We start from the raw sequence: 26,047 nt of genomic DNA on the forward strand, positions 1-26,047 counted from the left end.
AGAGATATAGATGAATTACAAAATAATATTTACAATGCTCTGTGTAGGTTTTGGTCTGCAAGGGTGCAGTTTATTTAATCAGTCTGAATGTAATAATCAACAAGTGACTGATCGTGTAAAAAAACTCTACTCAAGTCAGGTAAATATCAGTTTTGGATCAAAATTAAATCAACTTACTCAACAATTTAATCCAAATGCAAACACAACAACAAAAACCATACCTTCTATAGAAGGAATCACTTTAACTAAAATAAAGCGATTAAATCTGGAAAAATTACAGGCTGATAAAGACAATCAGGATTCACAAAATCTAATCGATTTGATTACTGATCACTTTGAAGGTGCACAATATATTTGCCAAGGTGTAATTCAACAAGAGATTAGCACCAATGTACTTGCAGATATGACCAAAGAACTTTTAGATAAAGACTCAAATGTGATTGACGGAAATAAATTAAATATTCCAGTAATTTATGCTCTGTACCAGCACAATAGAAATCAACAATTTGAAGTCCAATATACTGCTCAGAATCCATTGCATTTAATGTTGGCAATAATGTTACAGAAAAAACAAGCAAAAATGACGAAATAACGCCTAAATAGCAAGCAACCAACAGCTTAAGATACAAATCACGAATAAATCTACCAATTTTCATAGATTGACAGGTTTAAATCAGCTACTTAACATCAGGGCAATCTTGGATACATAACATTGGTTTTATTTTGAATTTTCAGTATCAGTTAAAAATAATTTCTACAGTGGGTTTAACACTTGCGATCACAGCATGTTCGTCTTTGGGTGGCGGCTCTGTGCAAAAACGTGCTGCTAAACTTTCGACTGGAATCCAAAAAGCCTATTCTGTCTCTCCCGATGTTGCCAATCGTGTATCCCCAATGATTGTACAAAGCGCAGATCAATATGATGTAGATCCTTTACTGATTGCAGCAACCATCCGTCAAGAATCGAGTTATCGGAGTTATGTCACCTCTCCATCTGGTGCTGTTGGGCTTACCCAAATCATGCCGCGTTATTGGCAACAAGCCTGCCCTGGTGATTTGTTTGATGAATATACCAATGTACGCTGTGGCACCATGATCTTGGCTAAATACAATCAAAGTGCAGGAAGCTGGAAAAAAGCCTTAGCCTACTACAATGTTGGACCCACAAATTACCAAACAAATCGTAAAATGAAACGTCAAGGTAAACGATACGCGAAACAAGTCAAACAACATGAAAAACAGTTAAAGTCTTCTTTATAGAAGTTTAAGAATAGAAACTGAATATCAATAAAATAAACCCACTCTTGCAGATACTTGAGCGGGTTTATTTTTTAGTCTATGACAATAATACACAGCATAGATATAGACGATTTAATTTAAACTTAATCTGCTGAAATATCTTCAAACAAAACGGAAGACAAATAACGTTCACCCGCATCTGGAAGAATCACCACAATGGTTTTACCAGCATTTTCAGGACGAGCAGCTAATTGTGCAGCAGCAGCTAAAGCCGCACCACTAGAAATACCGACAAAAATACCTTCTTGAGTGGCACTTTGACGAGCAAAATCAATCGCTTCTTGATTATCGATAGCAATAACTTCATCAACTAAGTCTAAATCCAAGTTCTTCGGAATAAAGTTTGCACCAATCCCTTGGATCTTATGTGGCCCAGGCGTTAAAGTTTCACCACGTTTGGTTTGTCCAATAATTGGTGAATCTGCGGGTTCTACAGCAACGGAGTAAATCGCTTGCTGCTTGACCTTTTCAAAATAACTTGAAATACCTGAAATGGTACCGCCAGTTCCGACACCAGCAACAAGGATATCGACTTTACCACCAGTGGCTGCCCAAATTTCCGGACCAGTTGTTGTCTCATGTATTTTAGGATTGGCTGGGTTTTCAAATTGTTGCGGTAAATAATATGTTTCAGGTTGTTCAGTTGCTAAACGTACTGCCTCATCAACTGCGCCTTTCATACCTTTTGCGGGCTCAGTTAAAATTAAATTTGCACCCAACGCTTTTAATACTTTACGGCGCTCTATACTCATACTTGCTGGCATGGTTAAAGTGATGGCATAACCTTTTGCCGCTGCTACAAATGCCAATGCAATACCAGTATTCCCGCTGGTTGGTTCTACAATATGCATGCCTTTTTTCAAAAGCCCCTTCGCCTCTGCATCTGCAATAAGTGCGGCGCCAATTCGATCTTTAACAGAAAAAGCAGGATTACGACTTTCAATTTTTGCTAAGACCGTTGCGCCACCTGTAATAAGACGATTGATACGAATAAGTGGTGTATTCCCAATTGCCTCAGCATTATTAGAATAAACAGCAATACCTAAGTTTTCAGTTGCTGGAAAATTTGGATCTGTAGACATGACCTTTCCTTGAATTTAAATGAATTTATATCAATCTATCATAATGCTTTTCTATGAAACTTTGATATTGAGTAACTGAATTTAATTATACCAATATCGAAATAGTTTATTGATAAAAATCATGAGTTTAGTTTTTAGGCAAAGTGTTTGACCGATTTGTCGTCAAATCAAACTATATATTTGTATATTATTTCAAGCATAATAACGATATGACTCATATTTAGAGAATATTATGGCAAGCAATGCTTATCAAAAATTTTATCGTCAATTTACAAAAAAAATCTTAGATAAAATCGTCAGCCCACAAGTTTTAGGCGATACAAAAACTCTTGAAAATACAGTTAATGATCCAAACACAGCTAATTTTCCGATTTGCTATGTCATTCAAGATGACTCAACTTCAAATAAAGTCTTGATCGATAATGAAACAGAAAAAAGAAAACTCAGCCCTGCTTTTGCGCCCCTTAATCTAGGGGCAGATTATCAGGAAGATGATCGTTTTATCACTTTAGAACCAACCAAAAGCAATGCTTCTGCATACTACCCAGATAAAATTATTCGCTTAATCGAATATTTATTGAAACATCCTGAGCAAGATGTGCTTTTAGTACCAACAACGATTTTATGGGGACGTGCACCAGAGAATGAAGATAGCTGGTATAAAGCATTGATGACTGATGCTTGGGCAAAGCCAACGGGCATTAAACAAGCACTCAACATTACCCTGTATGGCCGTAATAATTATATTGAATTCCATCAAGCAGTTTCTTTACGCCAGTTAATTGATTCAGCCATTGAACTCACACCCAATTTTTCACCAGCGCATTATGTGGTAACTGAGCTCAATAAACAATTTAATGGCTACAAAGAAGCAATTCTTGGTCCTGATATTTCAGATCGTCGCAATGTGATTAACAAACTCATGCTGAGTGATGCGGTCAAAGAAGCCATTCTCAATGAAAGCATTCATAAAAAAATCAGCATCAATGAAGCCGAAGCACTCGCGCATAAATACCTCGATGAAATCGTTTCTGATTTTTCTTATTCGACCTTACGCTTTGCTGAAATTGCTTTAACTAAATTATGGACCCAGCTCTATGACGGTATCGAAGTACATAATTTCGATACGGTTCGTGAACTTGCCAAAGATTATGAAATTGTCTATACCCCTTGTCATCGCAGCCACATTGACTATTTGTTATTGTCTTATGTGATTTATAACCGTGGCTTGATGGTTCCCCATATTGCAGCAGGTATTAATTTAAATATGCCTGTGGTTGGACAACTGATGCGTGGTGCAGGTGCATACTTTATTCGACGTAGCTTTAATGGTAATGCGCTTTATACCGCTGTCTTTAAAGAATATATCTACAGTATGCTCAATCGAAATACACCGATGGAATACTTTATTGAAGGTGGTCGTTCTCGTACTGGACTTTTATTGCCGCCAAAAAAAGGGATGCTCGCAATGACCATCCAAAGTTATTTGCGTGGCAATAGTAAACCGATTGCCTTTATTCCGACTTACTTTGGATATGAAAAACTGATCGAAGGCAGTTCATACATAAAAGAGCTGGGTGGACAGAAAAAACAAGCTGAATCACTATTTGGACTACTTAAATCTATTCAAAAGATTGAAAAAGTCTTTGGTGTTGTCCACGTCAATTTAGGTGAACCAGTTTTCCTGGAAGAGATCTTAAAAAAGAACAATGCACCTCAACGTGTTGCGTTGCATGAAGAGATGCCTGAGTCTGTTAAAGCCACGGTCAATGATGTTGCATTTGATATTTTGGAAAATATCAATAAAGCCGTGGTGATTAATCCTATTAGTTTGATTTCGCTGGTCTTGTTAAATGCACCAACGCATGCTTTGGCAGAGCGTGAAGTATTGGTACGTTTAGAACAATTCCGTAATCTACTCAAACAGCATCGTTATGATGAGCGTATGCAAATCACTGAGCTTTCCAACACAGAAATCATTCAATATGCCATGAAGCTTAAACAAGTTGAATTGATTGAGCATGATAATGAACGTTGGGTGAAAGTCAGTGATATACAGGTGGGCTTGCTTAAGTATTTCAGTAATAACATTCTGCACACGTTTATCCTGCCAGCACTGATTGCCAAAGTATTGCGTGTTGAAACAGAGCAGCAGCAATTTGAGATTTCAAAATCTGATTTATATACCCAAGTCATCGAACAATACCCACTTATACAAAAAGCCTTCTTTTTAAAATGGGATGAATCTGAGATTGAGAGTGAAATCACACAAATTGTCGATTATTTTGTTGCTGAGAAATTAATCACACTTGAAGCAGATCAAAGCATTAAGATTTCAAATGCAGATCCTAAAATTCGTTTACTTTCAGCCTTTGCTCATTTGTATGATGTCAATGTTGTGAAAGAACCTGAAAAAGAAAGCAAAGAGAAATAATCCTTTATTTTTGGCTTTGATCCGCAATAAAAAGTTCCTTCATCCACTTGGATAAGGAACTTTTTTATAAGCGTATATAGCTCATAGAAATATAACTAATTGATTTACTTTAAAGCAAAAAATGATTTTTAGTTATTACTTATACGTTTTTCTTAGTCCGTTTTAAATGCAATAAAACCATGATAATTCAATACTTGAGCAAAGCTTTCCACACGCTTAAAACCTGCTTGCAAATACAAAGCGCTCATTTCATCAACAGAAATTAAAGCAAAATCTTGTTCAATACGATCTGCCATAAGTTGTACCTGTTTTTCTGTTAATCCTGTTGCTAAACTCAGATTTTTTAAAGCTTGTAATTGTTTGGCATTCCAAATTTCCATCAATTCATAACTTAAACATAGACCAGTACTGCTTAGGTGATTTGCAATATCTTTTAAAAATTGTGCTTTTGCATCAACTGGAACAAAATGTGAAACCAAGATAGCCAAAGCCACATCAAAACTCACATCGACTCGTTTAAGAACAGATGTATCACCTTGTATAAACTGAATTCGAGAACAAAGCCCTAAATCTGCTATATGTTGTTTGGCTTTATCAATCATATTTGCTGCAGGATCTATTGCTGTAAAATTCCAATGAGGAAATTGCTCAGCCAAATATTGCAGTTCATAACCTGTACCACATCCCACGACTAAAATCTTTGCTTGAGTCGATACATAGCTCTTTAATACAGCATGGACTTGTAAATGTATCAGTTCATAACCGGGAATTAATTTACGAATATGTGCATCATATCCTTCAACTACAACTGGATTATTAAAGTCCTTTGCCATTTCTTTAAGCCTTGCAATGATGATTAATATTATTATTCCTGAGGATGTTTGACTTTCACTGCCTGCAAACAAAAATCAGCGATTTGTTTTACAAAATACTCTTTATAGCTTTTATCAAAACGCTTGGTCTTGGCGATACTTAAAGGTTCAATCACAACAAAAGTCATTGCACCCACGATGCACAATGCCGTGGTGTTTAGATCCTCAAAAATAAACTCGCCTGAATGACGTCCTTCGGTCAAAATTTTAATAATACTTTCTTTAATCAATTGCTTACTTTGAAAGCGTTCTAACTCAAATTGAGGATCGACAGGTTCAAACAATAAAGAATAAGACAGTCGAGGGCTGTTCATTGCCCTTTTTACAAAGGTTGTAACGGCGCGATCTAGTTTTTCTAGTGCGCTGAGTTGGGTATGTGCAATATCATTGAGAATATTGACTTCGATATGAATCGCCGCATTTAAAACTTCAATCAGTACTTGATTTTTATTTTCAAAATAACGGTAGACCAGACCACTTGATACGCCTGCCCGATCCGCAATCGCTTGAATTTGTGCATCTTTAAATCCTCCTTGTGCAACCAGCTCTCGTGCAGACAATAAAATCATCTCGCGGTTCTGTTGCATTTTCTCTTCCATGACAGAGGATCTTTTATAGTTCATAGCGATACGTAAATTCCTTTCCAAATAAACTGGCAATGAATAGTTTGTCCTTGCTGATACCACAAGGTAATTCAGATTAAATACTAATAAATTTTGCAGCAATAAGCTATCCACCCTGATCGCTTCATTCAATATTTAATAAATCATTGATCAACTTAGTTATCTTGTTGAGGTTATTTTGTACCATTGCTGATCTATCAATTCCTGATCGATCAAAGCAGTCATTTTAAATTAATTCTTTTTGGAAAATAATCTTTTTTAAATCAGCGATTGATTCTTCAATATTCTTCAATGATCTAAGGCAACTTCTTAAGACAATGCACATATGAATTGTCCGATAATCCCCCCTTAAATTGGTCATTACACCCCTTTATTAAATCCAGTAAAAATGATTCACTAAAATCATAAAGCTTTCAGATAAAACTTAAATAAACTAATAGCTTAACTTCTATTGTTCACTATAGTTTTGTCTGAATTTTATATGCGAAATAAAAAAAACATTCAAGGAAAGAAAAGCATGAAAACTCAATCACTCATTCTCAGTATCCTCAGCATTTTACCCACTGCTTATACTCATGCAGCTGCGATGGATCAATCTGGTCAATCGATACTGGCGTTTCTTGAAGACAAGAATTATTTCGAAGCCAGTATTGCCACAGTTGACCCGAAAGTATCAGGTAAAGTTCGAAATCGACCTGATTTAATCAATGCAGGCAGCAATGATTTGAGTACAGGTGATATGGCACAATCATATCAATACTATAATGCAGCATTAAAACTGCAAATTGCGCCAAAAGTTTCCTTTGGGCTCATCTATGATCAACCTTATGGTGCTGCAATCGAATATCCTTTACGTAGCAATAATACCTTCTCTGATACTGAAATCAGTATGAAAGGTACCCTTGCGGATGTTGATACTCAAAATATTGCGATGCTATTTGGTTTTCAGCCAGATGCTCATTTTAACCTCTACGGCGGTGGCGTATACCAGACAGTCAAAGGCAAAGTGTCTTTACGTGGTAATTCGATGAGTGTGTTTAATGGCTATGATGCCAACTTTAAACAAGATAGTGCTGTTGGATGGCTTGCTGGTGCTGCTTTTCAGATTCCTGAAATTGCTTTAAAGGCAGCCGTGACTTATCGTTCTAAAATTAAGCACAAAATAGATGCTCAAGAAACCATTTTTGGACAACCTTTAGCATTCACTCCTGATAAAGATACAGAAATCAACACGCCACAATCGGTAAATTTAGATTTTCAAACAGGTGTTTATAAAGATACGCTGGCATATTTAAATGCGCGTTGGGTAAATTGGAAAGATTTTAGAATCCGTCCAACACAGTTTGGCGCACTCACTGAACTGGCAACAGCTGAGTTAAGCCAAGGCCTATATGCTGGTGGATTTAATCTGGATGACTATCAGAAAGACCAATACAGCATCACTGTTGGTTTAGGACATCAATTTACACAAAAATGGGCTGCGTCGGCTGATGTTTCATGGGATTCTGGTACTGGAAATCCTGCTTCTGTATTGAATCCTACCAAAGGCGGTTGGGGCTTAGGGTTGGGTGTTCAATACAACCCTGCTGACAATTACTTTATCGCAGGAGGCATCAAATATATTTGGATTGGTGATGCCACGGCACAAGATGGTACCTATTACATTCCGGTACCCGGTGCTTCAGAAATTGCCCAACAAGGCGATTATCGAGACAACAATGCCATAGGCTATGGTTTAAAAATAGGTTACCGTTTCTAATGCTCAATGCATGATCTTGTTAAAATTATTTTTTAGCGTAGACTTCATTCTAGTGTATATACTTGAGAATGAAGTCTTTTTCTTTTTATTCAAAGACAAATTCATTTTTTCGTCATTTGTATACGCTATAAATTTTAATGATCAATATGAATAAACCTCAGCAAAAAACCAACTTAAATTAAAGGATCTGAATATGAAATTATTACATTTAATTCCAATTCTCGCTTTAGGCACTATCTTAACCGCATGTGGTGGTATGCCAAAGGAATGTGAAGAATCTTGGAAGCATATGGAAGACTTGGCAAAACAAAGTGGCATTCCTGAAGATTCACTAAAAGAACAGAAAAAAGCCTTTGAAGAAGAAATTAAAAAGTTATCTAAAGAAGATGCTATTCAAGCCTGTAAAGCACAATCTTCAATCATTGGCATGGTTAAGTAATTTATCCTTGATCTACAAAATGGATGCTTCTGTTTGCAGGCATCCATTTTTGCCTGTAAATAAAAACTCAAACTTTAATTTTGCCATTTTAATCGTCACAATTTTTTGCTTCACTATAAATAAACATTGGGCCTAAATCATAAGTCTGATCATTCCTTTTCACTTGTGGAATGAATGCACTTGAAATTGAACCATCTAAATATAAAGCTTGATCTGTTTTAAGCTGCGACTTAAAAATATCAGCAAAATTATAAAAATTAATTTTTCCACGACTTATCACAAAATACAGTTGATTATTTTTAATTCCCACCCCATTGCGAACTTTCAATGAATCTGAGTTTTTAACGAAAATTGGATTGATCTCACCATTGATCAATAACATTGGACCAGATTGTGTAGCATAGCGAGCTTTAAAATTAGATTTAAGATATTGCTCTGTGGTTTTAATCACAGCTTGCTTATTGTTCCAAGCAACCACACCATTGGGTTGCATAAAAAAATTACCAAATTTGTTTTTTTGTTGGTTTAATTCTATTTGTTGTTTACCTTGTTCAATGTACAAGCCTACTGGTGCAAAATTAGGGTGATACATTCCTGCATTCATGGCAAAACTGATCTGGCATTTTTTACGCTCTTTTTGCACAGCTGCGAACTTTTTATAGATTTGCCCTTGTTGGTTTTTTAAAAATAGTTGTAGCTGATCTAGATCATCGATACGAACAGCATCTGCGATCACCTTCTTGTCTTTGATTATTTTGATATAGTCAGTATTGGCATTGACTTGAAAGGAAAGTGCACTCAATCCCATCATGCTTATCAGCGCATATACCCCAGTTTTCAAATTCATAACATCCCCATTCAAAGTGTTATATTTTATCGTGTGATCTATTGAATAATGAAGGCTAATTAGCACTTTTAATGCATTTTTTTACTTAATTATCACTTTAAGGGCTATCAAATTCATTTTGCATGGTTATAATCAAACTATCCTTTCAATTAAATACATGTGTACACTTTATTTGAACTGAGTGGAATATGCAGACAAAACAAATAGCTAAATACCCTTTAGGTGCGCATTTAATCGTCAAACATTTTGGCTATAGCCATCATGGAATCTATGCTGGAAAAGGTCGTGTTATACATTATTCTGGGCTGGCACATTTTGTAAAAAAACGCCCAATCGAAATCACTTCACTTGAAAAATTTTCACATGGTAAAGTGATCCGTGTCCGTTACTATGATCAACCTAAGTTTTCTGGTCGTCATGTAGTTCGACGTATGCGTACACGCATGAACGAAAACAGCTATCATTTGATTATCAATAATTGTGAACATCTGTGTAGTTGGGCAATTACAGGAGTTGAAAGTAGTCCTCAAGTGGTAAAAATGATGAACCGTTTAACCACGATTGGCTATATCAGTTCAATCATGACCTATATGAATGGCTTATTTTTAACAGTTGCAACCACCTGTTTTGCTTTGGTTTTATATATAAAAATGAAACTCAGGGCTCAGTCAAAATTAAAACTTCCAACCTATTTATCACTTAAAGAACAGCAACCTAAAAAGTAAAATACTCAACTAGGTTGTTCACATGACCTTAGGCAAAGCCCTGATTTTAAATCACCATTAAAATGGTGGAAATTTGTCTTCAACCAATTTGAGTTCTAATCCGTGTTCCAAATAAGCTTTTAAACCATCCAGCACTGTGGTGAATCCCCCAGTTGCATCGATAATAAATTGAATCAGTTCAGAGCCTTGCAACGAAATATCGTAATTTCTAATTTTTAAATAGGTGTGCTCGGAGCTGATTTCTTCAAATATAAAATCTACCGATGTTTTGGGTTCACCCCAAGTAATTTGAATCAATTTATTTTCAATAATGTTAAATACCATAACCTTTGAGCTGACTTGATACTTATCCCAACTCCATTGCACAATTTTGCCTTCTTTTAGGGGTCCTGTAGAACGACTAAACCAGAATTTTGAAGTAATTTCAGGATCAATAAATGCATTAAAAACCGCAGATACGGGTTTACGAATTAACATTTGAGTTTCAATGGTTGGATTCATTCTTATTACTCTTCTAAGCTTATATAGAACTATATGGATAACAAAGTGATACTGATAACATAAGTGCTATGTAATCAGTATCATGTTTTTGTTAACAAATTTAACGAATTAGTTTTGAATAAGTGATGATTCAACTATGCTCTGATAGCGCTCTGAAAATTGACCATTCCAATACGGGTAATATGGATATGCTGGATGAACCGCACTGACTTGATTTAAACGCTGTAATTGTGAATCCGTAAGCACTAGATCTTTTGCGATTAGATTATCTTGCAGTTGTTGTTGATTTCGAGCACCAATCAGTACAGTAGACACTGTAGCTCGTGTTAACAGCCATTTTAAAGCAATTTGTGGGACTGAATATCCCGTGTCTAATGCAATCTGTTTTAATGCGTCTATTACTTGATAGAGATATTCTTCGTTTACAGGTGGCGCAAATTGTGCTGTTTCATGTAAGCGACTATTTTCAGGCAAAGGATGCTCACGATCAAACTTACCTGTCAAACGTCCCCATCCCAAAGGACTCCACACAACAGCACCAATATGCTGATCATGATTTAAAGGCATCAGTTCCCATTCATAATCCCGACCTATCAATGAATAATACACCTGATGTGCCACCATTTTTTCATAACCATAACGATCTGCAATCGACTGCGCTTTCATCAATTGCCAGCCTGAAAAATTAGATGCCCCGATATAACGAACTTTTCCGCTTCGGACCAATTCATCTAAAGTTTTCATAAGCTGATCTAGCGAAGTAAAGCTATCAAACTGATGTAACTGTAAAACATCGATATAGTCTGTATTTAAGCGTTTTAACGATTGTTCTACTGCATGAATTAAATAATGACGACTCAATCCGACCTGATTCACTTGTTCATTGCTACGAAGCGCAACTTTAGTTGAAATAATCGCATTGTGCCGATAAGGTGCTAATGCAATTCCAAGCATTTTTTCAGATTCACCGTCTGAATACACATCGGCCGTATCAAAGAAATTAATTCCTGCATCTATACATGTGGTAATCATTTGATTGGCTTCTTTCTGCCCTGCTTGTCCCCATGCAGAAAATAGAGGACCTTTTCCTTCAAGGGTTCCAGCACCAAATCCCAACTCAGATACTTTTAAACCAGAATTGCCTAAAAAATTATATTTCATGATCATTCACCTTGATTGAATAATGTGTCTCATCACAAAATAACAACTTGGTATTATTTTAAAAATCAGGATAATGAGGAATTACTTTTTCGATTTTATGGAAAATGAATACACAAGACTTCCAATTCTTCTTACGTGTCGCAGATTTGGGTTCAATCAGCCAAGCGGCAAAAGAAGCCAATATTGCAGTTTCAGTGGCAAGTCAACGAGTGCAAAGGCTTGAAAATCAGCTCAGTCTTAAACTCTTTTATCGTACGACACGGAAACTAAGTCTGACCGAAGAAGCCAAAATACTGATTGAGCAAGGACGACCACTTCTCGATAATTTCCAGACATTAACCGAAAATTTAAAGCTTCAAGATCAAAAACTTTCAGGAAGCATCAATATCACCGCTTCCGCAACCTTTGGAACACAGATACTGGTTCAGGTTATTGCTGAGTTTTTAAAACAACACCCTGAATTATTAATCAATTTAGATTTAAATGACCAAAATGTAGATCTTATTACCAAAGGTATGGATCTTGCGATTCGCATTGGCAAACTACAAGATTCTTCTTTCATCGCAAAACCATTATCTATCAATAAACGCTTACTTTGTGCTGCACCTGAATATCTCGCTAAATTTGGTATCCCCAAACGTTTAGAGGATTTACAACAACAGCGTTGTATCGTGCAGCGTCATCAACAAGGCATCAGCAATACATGGAACTTTCTGGATCACAGTAACCCAAATAGAAGATTAGATATCCAGGTAAATGGCTATTTTATTACCAACTCAGGCGAAGGAATTCGTCAGGCATCTTTGGCAGGGCTCGGCATATCCAATCACTCACTTTGGCATGTCAAAAACGATTTAGATTCAGGGAAACTGGTTCATGTTCTTCCTAATTTTAGAGTAGAACCCACTGCTATTTATGCTGTTATTCCAGATAAAAATTTAATCTCTGATAAAGTAAAAGTTTTTATTGAGTATTTACAGGATTACTTTAAAGAATTCTAATGATGATTTGGCTAATGTTATCCGTTATTCCAAATGACAAACATAATCTACAACTTCACTGGATTGCAGACTAAAACGACTATTTGCAGGTACAGTAAAAGATTCTCCAGAACTGTAGACTTCCATTTCTTCTTGATCTGCTATCCGAACCAAGCATTTTCCAGAGACAATCTCAATGCGCTCAGTCACATGCGTTTCAAAAGTTAAAGGTTTCTCTGTGGGTAAAATTACCCCCAATGTTTTCTTCGAACCATCTTTGCATTCGATAAGATAACTGATTGATCGCCCTTTATAATGAACATTAGGTTTAATATGGACCGTAACAAAATCAAATTGGGAAGACATATATTTATCCTGATTATTATTTGTGCATTTACTATATCGCTTTTCTATAGTATTCCTCAATCAATTTTAAACAGTATAAAAAAACCTAGCCGAAGCTAGGTCTTAAATCATGATTTTATTCAGGATTGAATAAAATTATTTACCCGGTTTAAAGCTATCTTTCAAATCTAAGACACGGTTAAACACAGGTTTATCTGCTGTATGATCATATTGATCCGCAACAAAATAACCCTCACGCTCAAACTGGAAACGATCTTCTGGTTGCGCTTGAGCCAAAGCAGGCTCGATCACCGCTTGAAGTACCGTTAAAGATTCTGGATTTAAATTTGCCAAGAAATCATCATCTGCATCTGGTGCAGCTTCGGTGAATAAACGATCGTAAACACGAACCTCAGCAGGAATCCCTTTCGACGCAGAAACCCAATGAACAACACCTTTCACTTTACGACCTTCTGGGTTTTTACCTAAAGTTTCAGGATCAATTGAACATTTCAACTCGATCACTTCGCCATTGGCATCTTTAATCACTTCATCACACTTGATCACATAAGCATGACGTAAACGTACTTCACCCTCAGGAACTAAACGTTTAAAACCTTTTGGTGGAACTTCTTCAAAGTCTTTACGATCAATAAAAATTTCAGAGGTTAAAGGAATAATACGATCGCCCATATCTACATTTGGATGACGTGCATGGCTTAAATCCAAATCTGCTGGCAAGTTGGTCAAAGTCACTTTCAATGGATTTAAAACAGCCATACCACGTGCTGCTGTATTTTCAAGAGATTGACGAATACAGAACTCAAGCATAGCCACATCAACGATACCATCTGTTTTAGACACGCCTACACGCTTACAGAACTCACGTAACCCTTCAGGGGTAAAACCACGACGACGCATGCCCACCACAGTTGGCATCCGTGGATCATCCCAGCCATGAACATAGTTACCTTCTACCAATTTACGTAATTTACGTTTAGAGGTAATCGTATAATCTATATTTAAACGGCTAGATTCATACTGACGTGGAACTGATTGTGAATGTACTTTCTCAACCACCCAATCATAAAATGGGCGATGGTCTTGAAACTCTAAGGTACATAATGAATGGGTAATCCCTTCAATCGCATCTGACAATGGATGAGCATAGTCATACATTGGGTACATTTTCCATTTATCACCAGTTTGGTGATGTTCTGAATGAAGTACACGATATAGAATTGGATCACGCATATGTACATTTGGTGAGGTCATATCAATTTTGGCACGTAATACTGCTTCACCCTCAGCCAATTCACCATTGTTCATTTTTTCAAAACGAGCAAGATTTTCTTCAATAGATGCATCACGATAAGGTGAGTTTTTACCTGGCTCGACAAAATTACCACGGTTAATTCTAATTTCTTCTGGGCTTTGTAGATCTACATAAGCATCGCCTTGTTTGATCAACTGAACTGCCCAAGTATGTAATTGGTCAAAATAGCTTGATGCATAGCGAGGTTCGCCATTCCACTCAAAACCTAACCATTTTACGTCATTGGCAATACCATCAACATATTCTTGTTCTTCCGCATCTGGGTTGGTGTCATCAAAACGCAAGTTACACAAACCATCGTATTCTTGAGCGATGCCAAAATTTAAGCAGATAGCCTTTACATGACCAATATGTAGATAACCATTTGGCTCAGGTGGAAAACGTGTAACAACTTTTTGTGTACGGCCCGCTGCCAAATCTTCTGTAATGACTTGGCGTACAAAATCTAAGCCCGCTTGTTGTTCTTGCTGCGCATTATCGACAGGGCTTGGACTATTTGTCGGGGTTTTCGGCAGTTCTGAAACAACATCATTTGGCTTCATAGTTGATAAATCACTTCTAAAAGTTAAAATTGAATATAGAAAATGTGATTTTATCCTTTTTTAACAAAAGAATTTCACATTTTTACTTGCTATGTAGTTTACAGTTTGCTTATGCTTCTCTCAACCAAAAACCCATGACATTTTTAGTCATGATTAGGAGATTATAGAATGAGTTTTCCTCAAGTCGAATTAAACACCAACAAAGGACGCATTGTTCTTGAACTTAACTCTGAAAAAGCACCAAAAACTGTTGCTAACTTTTTAGAATATGTTCGTGATGGTTTTTATGATGGCGTAATCTTCCATCGTGTTATTGATGGTTTCATGATCCAAGGCGGTGGCATGGATGAAAACTTCAAAGAAAAAACCACACGTGATTCAATTGAAAATGAAGCGGACAATGGTTTAAGCAATGACGAAGGTACGATTGCAATGGCACGTACTCAAGCACCTCACTCTGCTTCTGCACAATTCTTTATCAACGTAAAAAACAACTCTTTCCTTAACCATACAGGTAAAACTGCTCAAGGTTGGGGTTATGCAGTATTTGGTAAAGTGACTGAAGGCTTAGACATTGTTGAAGCAATCAAAGGTGTTCGCACGGGTAACCGTGGTTATCATGCTGATGTTCCTTTAGAAAATATTGTGATTGAATCTGCAAAAATTATCTCTGAATAATTTATAAATCCTCCCGAAGCTGACTTTTAAATAAAGGGATACTTTTCCCCTTACAAAGCAAGCTTGGGAGGAGTTATTAAATAGGAAAAATAAGTGACCTATCTGTTTATCGCTGATTTACATTTGTCACCAGAACACCCTCGACTGGTTCGAGGGTTTTTTGATTTATTAGAACACTATAAATATCAAAACACGCAACTGTTTATTCTCGGTGACTGGTTTAATGCTTGGATTGGCGATGATTATACTGCGCCTTGGTTAGATGAAATTATTGAGCATCTAAAACAATTTTCATTGCAAGCTGGTAATCAAATTTATTTTCAAGTGGGTAATCGTGATTTTGCTTTAGGGCAGACATTTTTAAATCAGTTTAATGGTAAATTACTTCCTGAATTTTATACATTTAACATTGGTGATAAAAAATTTCGTCTTGAACATGGCGATGCTTTATGTACCGATGATATCTCTTATCAACGATTTAAAAAAATTATTCGCAATCCAATTGTATTGGGACTTTTAAAAAGCACCCCACTTGGCTTTAGACAAAAACTTGCCAATGGTTTTCGTAAAAAAAGCCGTGAGTCTCAACAAAATAAATCCTATGAAATTATGGATGTTAACCAGCAAGCTGTTGAAAAAGCAGTTAATAATGTCGATCTGTTGGTTCATGGTCACACCCATCGCCCTGAAATTCATGATGTAAATGGTAAAACTAGAATTGTTTTAGGGGATTGGCGCGAAAAAACATCTGAAGCAATGATTTTAGAAGTGGATGAAAATGCGGATTGGAAATTTATTAAATGGACAATTTCAGACACAAATCACTTTACCCATGATTAAAAATCATGATTTTTCACCTTTATTTACGTTTTGAAGATTCACATTTCGCGATTTTAGCATACAATATATCGAAAATTTACGATATATGAGATCGCCTTATGGATGTATTAAATGTAGCAAAAACACGTTACACCACAAAAGCTTATGATTCTTCTAAAAAGATTCCTCAAGCACAATTTGCACGTTTACTTGAAATCCTGCGTTTAACCCCATCGTCAATCAATATCCAGCCTTGGCATTTTTTTATTGCTGACAATGATGCAGCTAAACAACGTATTGCTAAAGCCTTAGTCGGAAAATATAGCTATAACGCACCAAAGGTTTTAGATTCATCACATACGATTTTATTCTGTACCAAAGCAGATATTACAGAACAGCACCTGAGTAATTTACTTCAGCAGGATGATCTCAGTGGCCGCTTTAAAGATGACAAGGCTAAGCAAGGTCAAAAAGACAGTCGTACAGGCTATGTCTCTTATTATCGCAATGAAAAAGGTGATATTCAGCGCTGGGCGGAAAATCAAACCTTTATCGCACTGGGTCAAATGCTATTAGCTGCAGGTATTGAAGGTATCGATGCAACGCCAATCGGTGGTTTTGACGAAGATATTCTGACTGAAGAATTAGGCTTAATTGAAAAGAATTTGGTCCCGTCTGTGATTATGACACTCGGTTATCGTAGTGATACTGACTTTAATGCAAAATTGCCCAAGTCTCGTTTAACCCAAGAAGAAGTCTTTACTCGTCTATAACGTTTAAAGTGCTTGCTTCTACTTAATAAGTGCTGTGGGGCACATCACGTCCCTCAGCATTGAATCATAAGCATATTTTGTTAAGAGAAATCACTTTCACAGGCATCCATAAATTCATTGATTAATGCACTTGGATTGGCTCTTTTGGTCCACGAAATGGGTTCTTCATAATATTCAAGCTCATGAATAATGACTGGAAGATTTTTCCCAAATGTATCTTGAAGAATATTTTCAGAAAATAATTGCTGAACCATTTTGATTATTTGTGTAATAAACAATTGAGCAAACTGCTCGCCTTTTTCTAAAAGTTCATTAAATAGCGCATCATCTTCTTGTTCAGCATATTCCATCTGTTTTTGAGAATAATAAAATGGCGTTTGCTCAAACCATTGTGCCAAAAGCTGATCATTCTCTCCACCAATATCCCAAGACGGTTCTTGTAACCAATAGGCATAATTCCATTTCGCTTCAGCTTGACTCGAAGCTTCAGAAATTTGCGCTTGAAACTGTGCATTGGTATTAAAGTTAAGTTCAACTTTGGGAAAACAAGGTTCATCATCGTCACAATAGTAGTACAAGGCCAAGGCGTACACATCGTGATAATTTTGTGCAATATATTGAATCGATTCAACTAACTTTACATAGCTCGTTTCATGCCAGTGCTTTTGCGTTGTTGATTCTATATTCATAACACACCTAATTATTTTACCAGCACTCTGGTGAATATGGACATTCACCAGAGTGCAAATACCAAAGTATTGCCTATATGATTAAATCGGATGCGAGCTTGCAATTTCCTGACTAATCATCACAGCTGTTGCAGCAGACAACGTCCAGCCTAAATGTCCATGCCCTGTATTATAAAATACCCGTTCACGTTTTCCACGTTTTACCACAGGCATCATATTCGGCATCATCGGACGTAATCCCGCCCACGGGATACAATGCTCGGTTGAAATATCGAAATTCTTATTAACCCAATCTGTTAAAGGTTGGATACGATCTGAGCGGATATCTCGATTATAGCCATTAAATTCAGCGGTTCCTGCAATACGTAAACGATTGGCACCTAATCGTGACGTGACGATTTTCGCACTTTCATCGAGCAAGCTGACCCAAGGTGCGCCATTGATACTTTTTTCATCATCCAATTGTACGGTGATTGAATAGCCTTTTACAGGATAAACATTCACACGATCGCCCAATTGATTGGCCAATTGATAACTGCCAACACCGCCACAAATCACCACGGCATCTGCACTGAGTTGTTCGATTGCTACTGAGCTGCCTTCCATGTTTTCAACACTTGAGTGGTATTTAATATTCACCCCGTTGGCTGTGTGCTCTACATCAACAACTTCCATACCAAATAAATATTTTACCCCATATTTTTCAGTGGCTTTGGCAAGTCCAGTAGTAAATTTATGGATATCACCAGTTGCATCACCTGGGCAATAAAAACCACCATAGTATTCACCCATTAAACTCGGTTCGATGGATTTAATTTCTTCATTGGTCACTGCATGGCGTTCTAGACCACCTTTACATAGCAATTCATTTACACTAGTTGCAACTTTATAATCATATTCAGAATGATAGAAATGCAAGATCCCCCGTTTTTCTAAATCAAAATCAATGCCTTCTTGTTCAGCAATATTAAATAGCCTTTGACGCGCTAAAAGTGCCATTTTCACTGTATTTTGAGTATTTTCTTCATAATGTTTAATGTTGCCAAGAAATTCGACCAGCCATGCATACTTGTGCAAATCAAAAGACGGATTGAGCAACAATGGTGCATTTTTTTTTGCCATCCATTTAATGCCTTTTAACACAGTGGATTTTTGATTCCACACTTCAGCATTACACGCAGACAATTGTCCACCATTGGCAAATGATGTTTCCATAGCAGGAAATAAATGTTTATCAATAACAGTAACTTGATAACCTAATTGAGAAAGTTCATAGGCAGAGGTAACACCTGTAATACCAGAACCAATAATGACGACATGACACATACGCACACTCCGTTGAAATGCAATATTTTTTTATTACATTGTCAATGTATGCCCCATCTGTCATGTGTACCTGAGAGCTTCGATAAAAACCTAAACTATTTAGGCCTTACCATCCCCTTCGGTGAGTCATTTCTTTTTTGTTTTCAATAGAATGACTTCTCTCCAGAGGTTTTACAATGATTACAGTCCTTTTGCCTGAGAGTTTCCGGGGTCGTTGCTCCTTCGGCGAGTCCGCAAGAGACTTCTCTCCTGCAATCATCTTTCCTTGTATTAGCAATTAATATGCCATGAATTTGTTCGAATACAAGTAAAATATGTTCAATTATTCTCTAATTTTTAAATTAAAAATTAAGATCTTCAAATCACTTAAGAAATAAATAGCTGAGCGAATAACTTGTTCAGCAACTCTGGCTTTGTTGTAGCTTGATTGAAGTCAGCACCAAGCTTTGTCAATCCTTGAAAAGTTGTCGAACATCTTGCAAAGTTACAGCGAATGTTTGTCATTTCCCTATTTCTAATAGTGGCAAACAACGCTTTCATTGTTATTTTCCTATTTAATCATGCTTTAAAATAAGATTAATGGTTTTTATCTGTTCCAAACCATCAGGATATAACTCAACATTACGCATACTATGATTTTGTCGATTAGATATCCCGATTTGTTCATCCTGATAAAACTCTTGACCCATCCTTAAACCATTCACGATACAATTTGCGATGTAATCTTGTTGTCCTTGAAATGTCTGAATGTTATTTAATCTTTTTGATATTTGAATTTTAGCGTCTAAAGTCTGTTGAGGTTCAACACCCAGCATTGCTAACAATAATAAGAAGTGCTGATCATTCAATTGAAAACTCAGAAACTCTTCTAGCGTAAAAAACCATGCTTCAAAGTGCCCACCCAGATTGCCTATATATAGATCATTTAGATAATAATTAATCTGCTCTTGAGCAAACTGGATATCTACCCAAATATCCGCACTAATGGAAAATTGATAATTTCGAATGCTATTATTTTCACTGAGTAGAAATGATTGATACCACGCGGCTAATTCTTTGTTATATGGATCTAAGCCAACCGCTTCCTGAATCGCCTCATCTAAATTCAGCTCCTTTTCTTCATCAAAACCTCGAAATAAAAGCAGAAACCAATGCCAAAAATGCACATTGGAAAATGAAATTTCCTGTTCCGCGACTTGGTGATTTTGATTCATCTCGCCTTAACAATCGTCTTAGTGATTTACTGAGTCATATCGGAAAACATTTAAATCATCATATTCAATTTTTGGCGTGGTTCCAGAAACAATATCGGATAATAATTTTGCTGAACCACATGACATAGTCCAACCTAAAGTTCCATGCCCTGTATTGGTATATAGATTTTGATATCTTGTTTTACCAACAATCGGTGTTCCATCTGGTGTCGCAGGTCTTAAACCCGTCCAGAAATGTGCATCTGATATGTCACTTGCATTTGGAAATAATTGTTGTAAAACCATAAGCAAAGTGTCTTCACGACTAGATTTTAAAGAACGATCAAAACCATTAATTTCAGCCATGCCCCCTACACGAATTCGATCATCAAAACGGGTTAAAGCAATTTTATAAGACTCATCTAGGATTGTAGAAACAGGTGATAGTGCAGGATCAATAATTTTGGTGGTGATCGAATAGCCTTTTAAGGGATATACAGGTGCATCTATCTCCAATTGTTTGAGCATTTCATGGCTATAACTACCCAGTGCCATGACATAAACATCTCCCTTGATTTTTCTACCATCTTTTAAATGAATCGATGTAATCCGTTCAGCATCTTTTTCGATTGATTCGATTACCGTATTAAATAAAAAATTGACCCCTTGTTTGGCTGCAAGTTCTGCCAACTCTGTTGTGAATTTTTGGCAATCACCTGTCTGGTCATTGGGTAAACGTAAACCACCAACAAAATCAACTGTCGCGTGGGCTAAAGCAGGTTCAGCCTTGATAACCCCAGCTTTATCCAACAACTCAAATGGTACACCTTCATGTTTTAAAACTTCGGTATCTTTGCCTGCCACATCCAATTGATGTTGTTTACGAAAAAGTTGTAATGTACCTAATTGACGCTCATCAAAATGAATCTTAGTTTCTGCACGTAACTCATCCAGACAGTCACGGCTATATTCAGAAATCCGCACCATTCGCTCTTTATTGATTTGATAGCGATTGATATTACATTCCGCCAACATGCGAACCATCCACTGATACTGATGCATATCGCCTGTTAGCTTAATCGCCAGTGGTGAATGTGGTTGAAACATCCATTTAAACGCTTTTAGTGGAATACCTGGTGCAGCCCAAGGTGATGCATAACCCGGAGAAATCTGCCCAGCATTGGCAAAACTGGTTTCTAAAGCCACATTGGGTTGTCGATCAATCACAGTGACTTCATGACCTGCTTGTTTTAGATAGTAGGCGGATGTTGTACCAATAACACCTGCCCCCATGATGATGATATGCATACTGAACCGAACCTTATACGAATTAATCGTCTTATAATAAAAATGATGTAGTTAGAGAAATAATTTATATGACTATTTTAATTTAGCACTTAGAACAGATTTAGCAATACCGATTTGATGTTGAAATGTCAGCTTTAATTCAACTTTAAATAGATAAATTATTCACAATATCACATGATTTTTAAACTATCAGGAAGCTATATAAGCGATTTAATTTTAAGAAAAATATTTTTTATTTATGTTTGATACTATCCTTCTCTTAAAAAAGAGAAGGAATAGCTTTAGTTTAAAAAATTTTAAATTGTGAAGATTTTATTTATGCGTATGGATAGACATAACAATACCAAAACTCGCCAATAACGCAATCACGGCTGATCCACCATAGCTCATCAGCGGTAATGGATCGCCAGTCACAGGTAAAATCCCACTGACCATGCCAGAGTTTACAAATACATAGAAAAATAGGGACAAACCAATCGTACCTGCCAATAAACGACCATAGTTATGGAAGCTGCTTAAGCTAATCATCATACATCTAAAAATCATTGCAGTATAAAGTGCAAATAAGAAGAACACCCCAATAAAACCAAATTCTTCTGCATAAGTCGACATAATAAAATCAGTATGATGTTCAGGTAAATAGCCCAACTGAGACTGTGTTCCTTCTAAGAATCCACGCCCTGTCATTCCGCCTGAACCAATCGCAATTTTAGATTGGATAATGTTCCATCCTGCCCCAAGTGCATCTGACTCAGGATCAAATAAGGTCATAATCCTTTTCTTTTGATAAGCTTGTAATACAAAAGTCCAAATTAAAGGGAAAGCCAATGCCAATGCCGCTAAAGTCCCAAGAATTAAAGTCCACGACATACCACTTAAAAACAGAGCAAACACACCACCAATCACGATACCAATCGCCAAGTCTGGCTGTAATAATGCCAGTACGAAAGGCACCATCATGATGATCAATGCAATCACAATGTGTTTAAATTTAGGCGGCAACGGGTTACGTGCAAAATACCATGCCATCATCAATGGCATGGCAAACTTCATAAATTCACTGGGTTGCATACTGCCAATCCCTGGAATGGTCAGCCAGCGCTTTGCGCCTAATCGAACATCACCGACCAATAAAACCAGAATCAACAACAAAATTGCGAACAAATAAAACCAAGGGCTAATCGCTTGATATACTTTTGGTGGGATTTGTGCACAAATAAAAAGCAAAACAAAACCAACACCGAAACTCACGGCTTGTCGAATGACCATAGACATATCTTCAGAAGATGCGCTATAGACCATCAATAAACCCAAAATCGCATTGATAATTAAAAAGCCCAATAACCAAGGGTCAAGGTGTAGTTTGTCCCACCTTGAAACTTTTTGATTAATACTTAAACCATCTCTGACTGATTGACGTAAAAACTTATACTGTGGCGATGGTGTCATGAATACAAATCTTAAACCTAGTTTAATCTGGTCAAATTATAGAGATAAATAGCAGTTGAGAAAATCAATCAATGCATAATTATTTTTTTATTTTCGTTGTTTTTACTGCTGTGATTGCAAAATTAACTTAGCCAACTCCAAATCGTCTGGATAGGTAATTTTAATATTATCAGAACGCCCCATCACCACTTTGACAGGTTCATTGATATATTCCAATGCACTCGCCTCGTCTGTAATGACAATATTATTCGCTAAAGCTGTTTCGATTGCCGTTTTAAGCTTTGAAAAAGTAGAGATTTGTGGTGTTTGTGCTTGCCACAATTGATCACGACTGACTGTTTTATTGATATCTTGCTGATTTTCAACAAACTTCAAAGTATCTCTTACAGGAATTGCAAGAATTGCACTGCTGTTCAGGTTTATTGCGGTATCGACTAAGTTTTCAAGACATTGTTGTGTTACACAAGGACGAGCAGCATCATGTACAAAAACTAGATCATCGGCTTGTGCAAATTGCTCTAAATAACGCAATGCATTTAAAACAGAATCAACACGTTCTGCACCACCCAAACAAAAATGGCTCAAATGTTTATTTTTTAATGGTAATGTTTGAGCATAATGGTCTTGCTCACCAACGGCGAGTACATAACCCGCAAGCGGTAAATGGTTTAGACGCGCTATGGTATGCGCTAAAACTGTTTGATTTTGGATGACTTGGTATTGTTTAAGTTCGGTTTTTGAAAAACGACGACCTGAGCCAGCCGAAGGAACAATTGCCCAAATTTTACGGTTGTTCTGGCGCAGGTTCGTTGTCATCTTCATTGGTTCTTAAATCTACACTTGGATCGGTATAAATAGGTTTGTAATGGGTACTGATGGTACTCATCTGTACAAAAGTTTCATGTGGCTTGACTAGACCGAGGTCTAAACGTGCATGTTCTTCTATGGCTTCAGCACCATTTTTTAAATCATACACTTCGGCAGCAAGAATTCGGTTGCGTTCTTTTAACTCAGCATTGACTTCAGCTTGTTGTTCAATTTGCTGTAGTAAAGCTTGATGAGGGAAATGACCACCCTCACCGAACCAAAAGCGATATTGTAATACCACAACGATTAAAATCGCGAGTACTGCAATCACTTTACTTGAAGTTGTTTTAAAGACTTCTAACATGGATTTGCGTCTTGAGTAACAGCATTAAATTAAGATGCTAATATACATCAAATATTTTGTATGAAGAACACTAAACTATGCGAAAACTGCAAAACTAGAACAAAATAAGTTTTCTTTTTTATAAAAAATAAGTGGGTGATCAATAATCAACTTTGTAATTAAAAATCTAAAAATTATCTTTATGCTAAAAACTCACATATCGCGATATTATTTATTATAAATTTTCTTTTTCAATAAACTAAGTTAATTAAATTTTTACCTTAAATTTTATTATCAATCAATTACATGATATTAAATTTCACTTAAAACATACTATTCATGATTATTTTTGCGTATAAAAAAGCCATTCCCTATATCAAATAAAAGAATGGCTTTTTTTAATTTAAATCAATAAAAGATATTAATTTAAACCTTTAAACTCAGCTTTACCGCGATAAGCAGCATGAGTCAATTCTTCAATACGAAGCAATTGGTTATATTTTGCAACACGGTCAGAACGGCAAAGTGAACCAGTCTTGATTTGACCTGCTGCTGTACCCACTGCAAGATCCGCAATTGTTGAATCTTCAGTTTCACCTGAACGGTGTGAAATCACAGTGCTATAACCATTCGCTTTAGCAAGATAGATTGCATCTAAAGTTTCAGACAAAGTACCGATTTGGTTGTATTTGATTAAGATAGAGTTACCTACTTTCTCATCAATACCACGTTGTAAAATCTTAGGGTTTGTAACGAACAAATCATCACCGACCAATTGGATTTTATCACCAAGGATAGAAGTCAAATAGCTCCAGCCTTCCCAATCAGACTCATCTAAACCATCTTCAATTGAGATAATTGGATATTGTTTAGCAAGACCAGCAAGATAGTCAGCAAATTGGTTGCTTGTGAATGCTTTGTTACCTTCACCTGCAAGAATATATTGACCATTTTTGTAGAATTCTGAAGATGCACAATCAAGCGCAAGCATAATATCAGAACCTGCTTTATAACCAGTTGTTTCAATTGCAGAAAGAATAACAGTAATTGCTTCTTCATTTGAACGTAAGTTAGGTGCAAAACCACCTTCATCACCAACTGCAGTATTTAAACCTTGCTTTTTCAATACAGATTTTAAAGCATGGAAAATTTCAGCACCAGCACGTAAAGATTCAGCAAAAGATGTGAAACCTACAGGCTCAATCATGAATTCTTGAATATCAACAGTGTTGTCAGCATGTGCGCCACCGTTCAAGATGTTCATCATTGGAACAGGCATAGACAAAGTTGTTTGACCACGAAGATCTGCAATGTATTGGAACAATTCAGTTTTCTTCTCAACAGCAGCCGCACGTGCAGCCGCTAAAGATACAGCCAATGTTGCGTTTGCACCTAATTTTTCTTTGTTTTCAGTGCCATCAAGCGCAATCATTTTGTCATCAAGCGCTTTTTGTTCAAATACGTTTTGACCTTTTAATAAGTCTTTGATTTGACCATTTACGTTTTGAACTGCAGTGCGAACACCTTTACCTAAGTAACGTGATTGATCACCGTCACGAAGTTCTAAAGCTTCACGAGAACCAGTTGAAGCACCAGATGGTGCACATGCACGGCCAACAACGCCAGAGTCAAGGATTACGTCTGCTTCGATGGTTGGGTTACCACGAGAGTCCAAAATTTCACGTGCACGAATGTCAACGATTTGGCTCATGAATAA

General features: G+C 36.6%; 27 protein-coding genes and 1 riboswitch. Of the genes, 10 read left to right on the forward strand and 17 right to left on the reverse strand.

The genetic code is table 11. The features are described from left to right. The first annotated feature begins 10 nt into the window (after positions 1-10). Both GJV03_RS10620 and GJV03_RS10625 read left to right on the forward strand, forming a co-directional pair. Positions 11-592: a hypothetical protein gene (locus GJV03_RS10620; protein ID WP_105712536.1), complete on the forward strand. Its 582-nt coding sequence runs from the start codon at positions 11-13 to the stop codon at positions 590-592. A 131-nt stretch (positions 593-723) separates the two neighbouring features. Next, the gene (locus tag GJV03_RS10625; RefSeq protein WP_016539727.1) at positions 724-1,260 is read left to right on the forward strand and encodes a transglycosylase SLT domain-containing protein; all 537 of its coding nucleotides are present in this window, start codon (positions 724-726) and stop codon (positions 1,258-1,260) included. A gap of 122 nt (positions 1,261-1,382) precedes the next feature. Here GJV03_RS10625 and cysK read toward each other — a convergent pair whose 3' ends face one another. Beyond that, the gene (gene cysK, locus GJV03_RS10630) at positions 1,383-2,381 is read right to left on the reverse strand and encodes a cysteine synthase A (protein WP_154130056.1); all 999 of its coding nucleotides are present in this window, start codon (positions 2,379-2,381) and stop codon (positions 1,383-1,385) included. Positions 2,382-2,613: 232 nt separating this feature from the next. Between cysK and plsB the strand changes: the two genes are divergently transcribed. Further along, positions 2,614-4,815 carry a glycerol-3-phosphate 1-O-acyltransferase PlsB gene (plsB, locus tag GJV03_RS10635; protein ID WP_154130057.1) on the forward strand — a complete coding sequence of 734 codons (2,202 nt, stop codon included), beginning with the start codon at positions 2,614-2,616 and terminating at the stop codon, positions 4,813-4,815. A 152-nt stretch (positions 4,816-4,967) separates the two neighbouring features. Here plsB and GJV03_RS10640 read toward each other — a convergent pair whose 3' ends face one another. Next, positions 4,968-5,648, reverse strand: a complete 681-nt coding sequence (locus tag GJV03_RS10640) for a class I SAM-dependent methyltransferase (RefSeq protein ID WP_105712533.1) — start codon at positions 5,646-5,648, stop codon at positions 4,968-4,970. Between the two features lie 32 nt (positions 5,649-5,680). Further along, the gene (locus GJV03_RS10645) at positions 5,681-6,310 is read right to left on the reverse strand and encodes a TetR/AcrR family transcriptional regulator (RefSeq protein ID WP_056511474.1); all 630 of its coding nucleotides are present in this window, start codon (positions 6,308-6,310) and stop codon (positions 5,681-5,683) included. Positions 6,311-6,827: 517 nt separating this feature from the next. Here GJV03_RS10645 and GJV03_RS10650 point away from each other — a divergent pair. Both GJV03_RS10650 and GJV03_RS10655 read left to right on the forward strand, forming a co-directional pair. Next, positions 6,828-8,069 (forward strand): outer membrane protein transport protein, encoded by a 1,242-nt coding sequence (locus tag GJV03_RS10650; RefSeq protein ID WP_154130058.1) that lies wholly within the window; start codon positions 6,828-6,830, stop codon positions 8,067-8,069. A 193-nt stretch (positions 8,070-8,262) separates the two neighbouring features. Next, positions 8,263-8,508: a hypothetical protein gene (locus tag GJV03_RS10655; protein WP_105712531.1), complete on the forward strand. Its 246-nt coding sequence runs from the start codon at positions 8,263-8,265 to the stop codon at positions 8,506-8,508. Positions 8,509-8,596: 88 nt separating this feature from the next. Here GJV03_RS10655 and GJV03_RS10660 read toward each other — a convergent pair whose 3' ends face one another. Next, positions 8,597-9,355 carry a phosphodiester glycosidase family protein gene (locus GJV03_RS10660; protein WP_056511482.1) on the reverse strand — a complete coding sequence of 253 codons (759 nt, stop codon included), beginning with the start codon at positions 9,353-9,355 and terminating at the stop codon, positions 8,597-8,599. Positions 9,356-9,543: 188 nt separating this feature from the next. On the opposite strand from GJV03_RS10660, the gene GJV03_RS10665 reads away from it, so the two are divergent. After that, on the forward strand, positions 9,544-10,080 hold the full coding sequence (locus GJV03_RS10665; protein ID WP_004821822.1) for a lecithin retinol acyltransferase family protein: 537 nt from the start codon (positions 9,544-9,546) through the stop codon (positions 10,078-10,080). A gap of 57 nt (positions 10,081-10,137) precedes the next feature. On the opposite strand, the gene GJV03_RS10670 is transcribed toward GJV03_RS10665, so the two are convergent. Together GJV03_RS10670 and GJV03_RS10675 are read right to left on the reverse strand one after the other, a co-directional pair. After that, positions 10,138-10,581 (reverse strand): SRPBCC domain-containing protein, encoded by a 444-nt coding sequence (locus GJV03_RS10670; protein WP_004719972.1) that lies wholly within the window; start codon positions 10,579-10,581, stop codon positions 10,138-10,140. A gap of 108 nt (positions 10,582-10,689) precedes the next feature. Beyond that, complete coding sequence (locus tag GJV03_RS10675; protein ID WP_154130059.1) at positions 10,690-11,742, reverse strand: aldo/keto reductase; 1,053 nt, start codon at positions 11,740-11,742, stop codon at positions 10,690-10,692. 104 nt (positions 11,743-11,846) lie between these two features. Here GJV03_RS10675 and GJV03_RS10680 point away from each other — a divergent pair, with 104 nt between their 5' ends. Continuing rightward, entirely contained in the window at positions 11,847-12,743 is an 897-nt protein-coding gene (locus GJV03_RS10680) for a LysR family transcriptional regulator (RefSeq protein WP_105712527.1), read from the forward strand. Between the two features lie 24 nt (positions 12,744-12,767). On the opposite strand, the gene GJV03_RS10685 is transcribed toward GJV03_RS10680, so the two are convergent. After that, positions 12,768-13,088, reverse strand: a complete 321-nt coding sequence (locus GJV03_RS10685; protein ID WP_034615323.1) for a pyrimidine/purine nucleoside phosphorylase — start codon at positions 13,086-13,088, stop codon at positions 12,768-12,770. Between the two features lie 135 nt (positions 13,089-13,223). Next, complete coding sequence (locus GJV03_RS10690; protein ID WP_004719961.1) at positions 13,224-14,945, reverse strand: glutamine--tRNA ligase/YqeY domain fusion protein; 1,722 nt, start codon at positions 14,943-14,945, stop codon at positions 13,224-13,226. A gap of 168 nt (positions 14,946-15,113) precedes the next feature. On the opposite strand from GJV03_RS10690, the gene GJV03_RS10695 reads away from it, so the two are divergent. The 3 genes from GJV03_RS10695 to nfsB all read left to right on the forward strand — a co-directional run bounded on the left by GJV03_RS10695 (position 15,114) and on the right by nfsB (position 17,215). Beyond that, positions 15,114-15,623 carry a peptidylprolyl isomerase gene (locus tag GJV03_RS10695; RefSeq protein ID WP_004821835.1) on the forward strand — a complete coding sequence of 170 codons (510 nt, stop codon included), beginning with the start codon at positions 15,114-15,116 and terminating at the stop codon, positions 15,621-15,623. Positions 15,624-15,716: 93 nt separating this feature from the next. Continuing rightward, positions 15,717-16,463, forward strand: coding sequence for a UDP-2,3-diacylglucosamine diphosphatase (locus GJV03_RS10700; protein ID WP_234623586.1), 747 nt, complete (start codon positions 15,717-15,719; stop codon positions 16,461-16,463). 98 nt (positions 16,464-16,561) lie between these two features. Next, complete coding sequence (gene nfsB / locus GJV03_RS10705) at positions 16,562-17,215, forward strand: oxygen-insensitive NAD(P)H nitroreductase (protein ID WP_004719955.1); 654 nt, start codon at positions 16,562-16,564, stop codon at positions 17,213-17,215. An 80-nt stretch (positions 17,216-17,295) separates the two neighbouring features. Here nfsB and GJV03_RS10710 read toward each other — a convergent pair whose 3' ends face one another. The 9 genes from GJV03_RS10710 to eno all read right to left on the reverse strand — a co-directional run bounded on the left by GJV03_RS10710 (position 17,296) and on the right by eno (position 26,041). Beyond that, on the reverse strand, positions 17,296-17,904 hold the full coding sequence (locus GJV03_RS10710) for a DUF4303 domain-containing protein (RefSeq protein WP_154130060.1): 609 nt from the start codon (positions 17,902-17,904) through the stop codon (positions 17,296-17,298). Between the two features lie 81 nt (positions 17,905-17,985). Beyond that, positions 17,986-19,230: a D-amino acid dehydrogenase gene (locus GJV03_RS10715; RefSeq protein WP_004719949.1), complete on the reverse strand. Its 1,245-nt coding sequence runs from the start codon at positions 19,228-19,230 to the stop codon at positions 17,986-17,988. Between the two features lie 173 nt (positions 19,231-19,403). Next, positions 19,404-19,492, reverse strand: a riboswitch (glycine riboswitch). Between the two features lie 104 nt (positions 19,493-19,596). Next, complete coding sequence (locus GJV03_RS10720; protein ID WP_154130061.1) at positions 19,597-19,770, reverse strand: hypothetical protein; 174 nt, start codon at positions 19,768-19,770, stop codon at positions 19,597-19,599. A 14-nt stretch (positions 19,771-19,784) separates the two neighbouring features. Next, complete coding sequence (locus GJV03_RS10725; protein WP_154130062.1) at positions 19,785-20,444, reverse strand: Imm19 family immunity protein; 660 nt, start codon at positions 20,442-20,444, stop codon at positions 19,785-19,787. Between the two features lie 18 nt (positions 20,445-20,462). Continuing rightward, positions 20,463-21,731: a D-amino acid dehydrogenase gene (locus tag GJV03_RS10730; protein WP_154130063.1), complete on the reverse strand. Its 1,269-nt coding sequence runs from the start codon at positions 21,729-21,731 to the stop codon at positions 20,463-20,465. Positions 21,732-22,043: 312 nt separating this feature from the next. Further along, positions 22,044-23,180, reverse strand: coding sequence for a rod shape-determining protein RodA (gene rodA, locus GJV03_RS10735; RefSeq protein WP_056511518.1), 1,137 nt, complete (start codon positions 23,178-23,180; stop codon positions 22,044-22,046). Positions 23,181-23,282: 102 nt separating this feature from the next. Further along, positions 23,283-24,002 carry a 2-C-methyl-D-erythritol 4-phosphate cytidylyltransferase gene (ispD, locus tag GJV03_RS10740; RefSeq protein ID WP_154130064.1) on the reverse strand — a complete coding sequence of 240 codons (720 nt, stop codon included), beginning with the start codon at positions 24,000-24,002 and terminating at the stop codon, positions 23,283-23,285. Then, positions 23,965-24,351 (reverse strand): cell division protein FtsB, encoded by a 387-nt coding sequence (ftsB, locus tag GJV03_RS10745; RefSeq protein WP_004719933.1) that lies wholly within the window; start codon positions 24,349-24,351, stop codon positions 23,965-23,967. Before ftsB ends, ispD begins: the two co-directional genes overlap by 38 nt. Positions 24,352-24,751: 400 nt before the next feature. Then, the gene (eno, locus tag GJV03_RS10750; RefSeq protein WP_154130065.1) at positions 24,752-26,041 is read right to left on the reverse strand and encodes a phosphopyruvate hydratase; all 1,290 of its coding nucleotides are present in this window, start codon (positions 26,039-26,041) and stop codon (positions 24,752-24,754) included. Positions 26,042-26,047: the final 6 nt, after the last annotated feature.

It is taken from the genome of Acinetobacter sp. RIT698 (genome assembly GCF_009668065.1).
In the GTDB taxonomy this organism is placed as follows: Bacteria; Pseudomonadota; Gammaproteobacteria; order Pseudomonadales; family Moraxellaceae; genus Acinetobacter; species Acinetobacter guillouiae.

Bases quoted from the DNA above. Each gene is read 5' to 3' on its own strand.
- plsB (WP_154130057.1), top strand. From the start codon at position 2,614: ATGGCAAGCAATGCTTATCAAAAATTTTATCGTCAATTTACAAAAAAA.
- GJV03_RS10690 (WP_004719961.1), bottom strand. From the start codon at position 14,945: ATGAAGCCAAATGATGTTGTTTCAGAACTGCCGAAAACCCCGACAAAT.
- eno (WP_154130065.1), bottom strand. From the start codon at position 26,041: ATGAGCCAAATCGTTGACATTCGTGCACGTGAAATTTTGGACTCTCGT.
- rodA (WP_056511518.1), bottom strand. From the start codon at position 23,180: ATGACACCATCGCCACAGTATAAGTTTTTACGTCAATCAGTCAGAGAT.
- GJV03_RS10710 (WP_154130060.1), bottom strand. From the start codon at position 17,904: ATGAATATAGAATCAACAACGCAAAAGCACTGGCATGAAACGAGCTAT.
- GJV03_RS10730 (WP_154130063.1), bottom strand. From the start codon at position 21,731: ATGCATATCATCATCATGGGGGCAGGTGTTATTGGTACAACATCCGCC.
- GJV03_RS10665 (WP_004821822.1), top strand. From the start codon at position 9,544: ATGCAGACAAAACAAATAGCTAAATACCCTTTAGGTGCGCATTTAATC.
- nfsB (WP_004719955.1), top strand. From the start codon at position 16,562: ATGGATGTATTAAATGTAGCAAAAACACGTTACACCACAAAAGCTTAT.
- GJV03_RS10695 (WP_004821835.1), top strand. From the start codon at position 15,114: ATGAGTTTTCCTCAAGTCGAATTAAACACCAACAAAGGACGCATTGTT.
- GJV03_RS10685 (WP_034615323.1), bottom strand. From the start codon at position 13,088: ATGTCTTCCCAATTTGATTTTGTTACGGTCCATATTAAACCTAATGTT.
- cysK (WP_154130056.1), bottom strand. From the start codon at position 2,381: ATGTCTACAGATCCAAATTTTCCAGCAACTGAAAACTTAGGTATTGCT.
- GJV03_RS10620 (WP_105712536.1), top strand. From the start codon at position 11: ATGAATTACAAAATAATATTTACAATGCTCTGTGTAGGTTTTGGTCTG.
- ispD (WP_154130064.1), bottom strand. From the start codon at position 24,002: ATGAAGATGACAACGAACCTGCGCCAGAACAACCGTAAAATTTGGGCA.
- GJV03_RS10645 (WP_056511474.1), bottom strand. From the start codon at position 6,310: ATGAACTATAAAAGATCCTCTGTCATGGAAGAGAAAATGCAACAGAAC.
- GJV03_RS10640 (WP_105712533.1), bottom strand. From the start codon at position 5,648: ATGGCAAAGGACTTTAATAATCCAGTTGTAGTTGAAGGATATGATGCA.
- GJV03_RS10655 (WP_105712531.1), top strand. From the start codon at position 8,263: ATGAAATTATTACATTTAATTCCAATTCTCGCTTTAGGCACTATCTTA.
- GJV03_RS10720 (WP_154130061.1), bottom strand. From the start codon at position 19,770: ATGAAAGCGTTGTTTGCCACTATTAGAAATAGGGAAATGACAAACATT.
- ftsB (WP_004719933.1), bottom strand. From the start codon at position 24,351: ATGTTAGAAGTCTTTAAAACAACTTCAAGTAAAGTGATTGCAGTACTC.
- GJV03_RS10675 (WP_154130059.1), bottom strand. From the start codon at position 11,742: ATGAAATATAATTTTTTAGGCAATTCTGGTTTAAAAGTATCTGAGTTG.
- GJV03_RS10660 (WP_056511482.1), bottom strand. From the start codon at position 9,355: ATGAATTTGAAAACTGGGGTATATGCGCTGATAAGCATGATGGGATTG.
- GJV03_RS10680 (WP_105712527.1), top strand. From the start codon at position 11,847: ATGAATACACAAGACTTCCAATTCTTCTTACGTGTCGCAGATTTGGGT.
- GJV03_RS10670 (WP_004719972.1), bottom strand. From the start codon at position 10,581: ATGAATCCAACCATTGAAACTCAAATGTTAATTCGTAAACCCGTATCT.
- GJV03_RS10650 (WP_154130058.1), top strand. From the start codon at position 6,828: ATGAAAACTCAATCACTCATTCTCAGTATCCTCAGCATTTTACCCACT.
- GJV03_RS10715 (WP_004719949.1), bottom strand. From the start codon at position 19,230: ATGTGTCATGTCGTCATTATTGGTTCTGGTATTACAGGTGTTACCTCT.
- GJV03_RS10725 (WP_154130062.1), bottom strand. From the start codon at position 20,444: ATGAATCAAAATCACCAAGTCGCGGAACAGGAAATTTCATTTTCCAAT.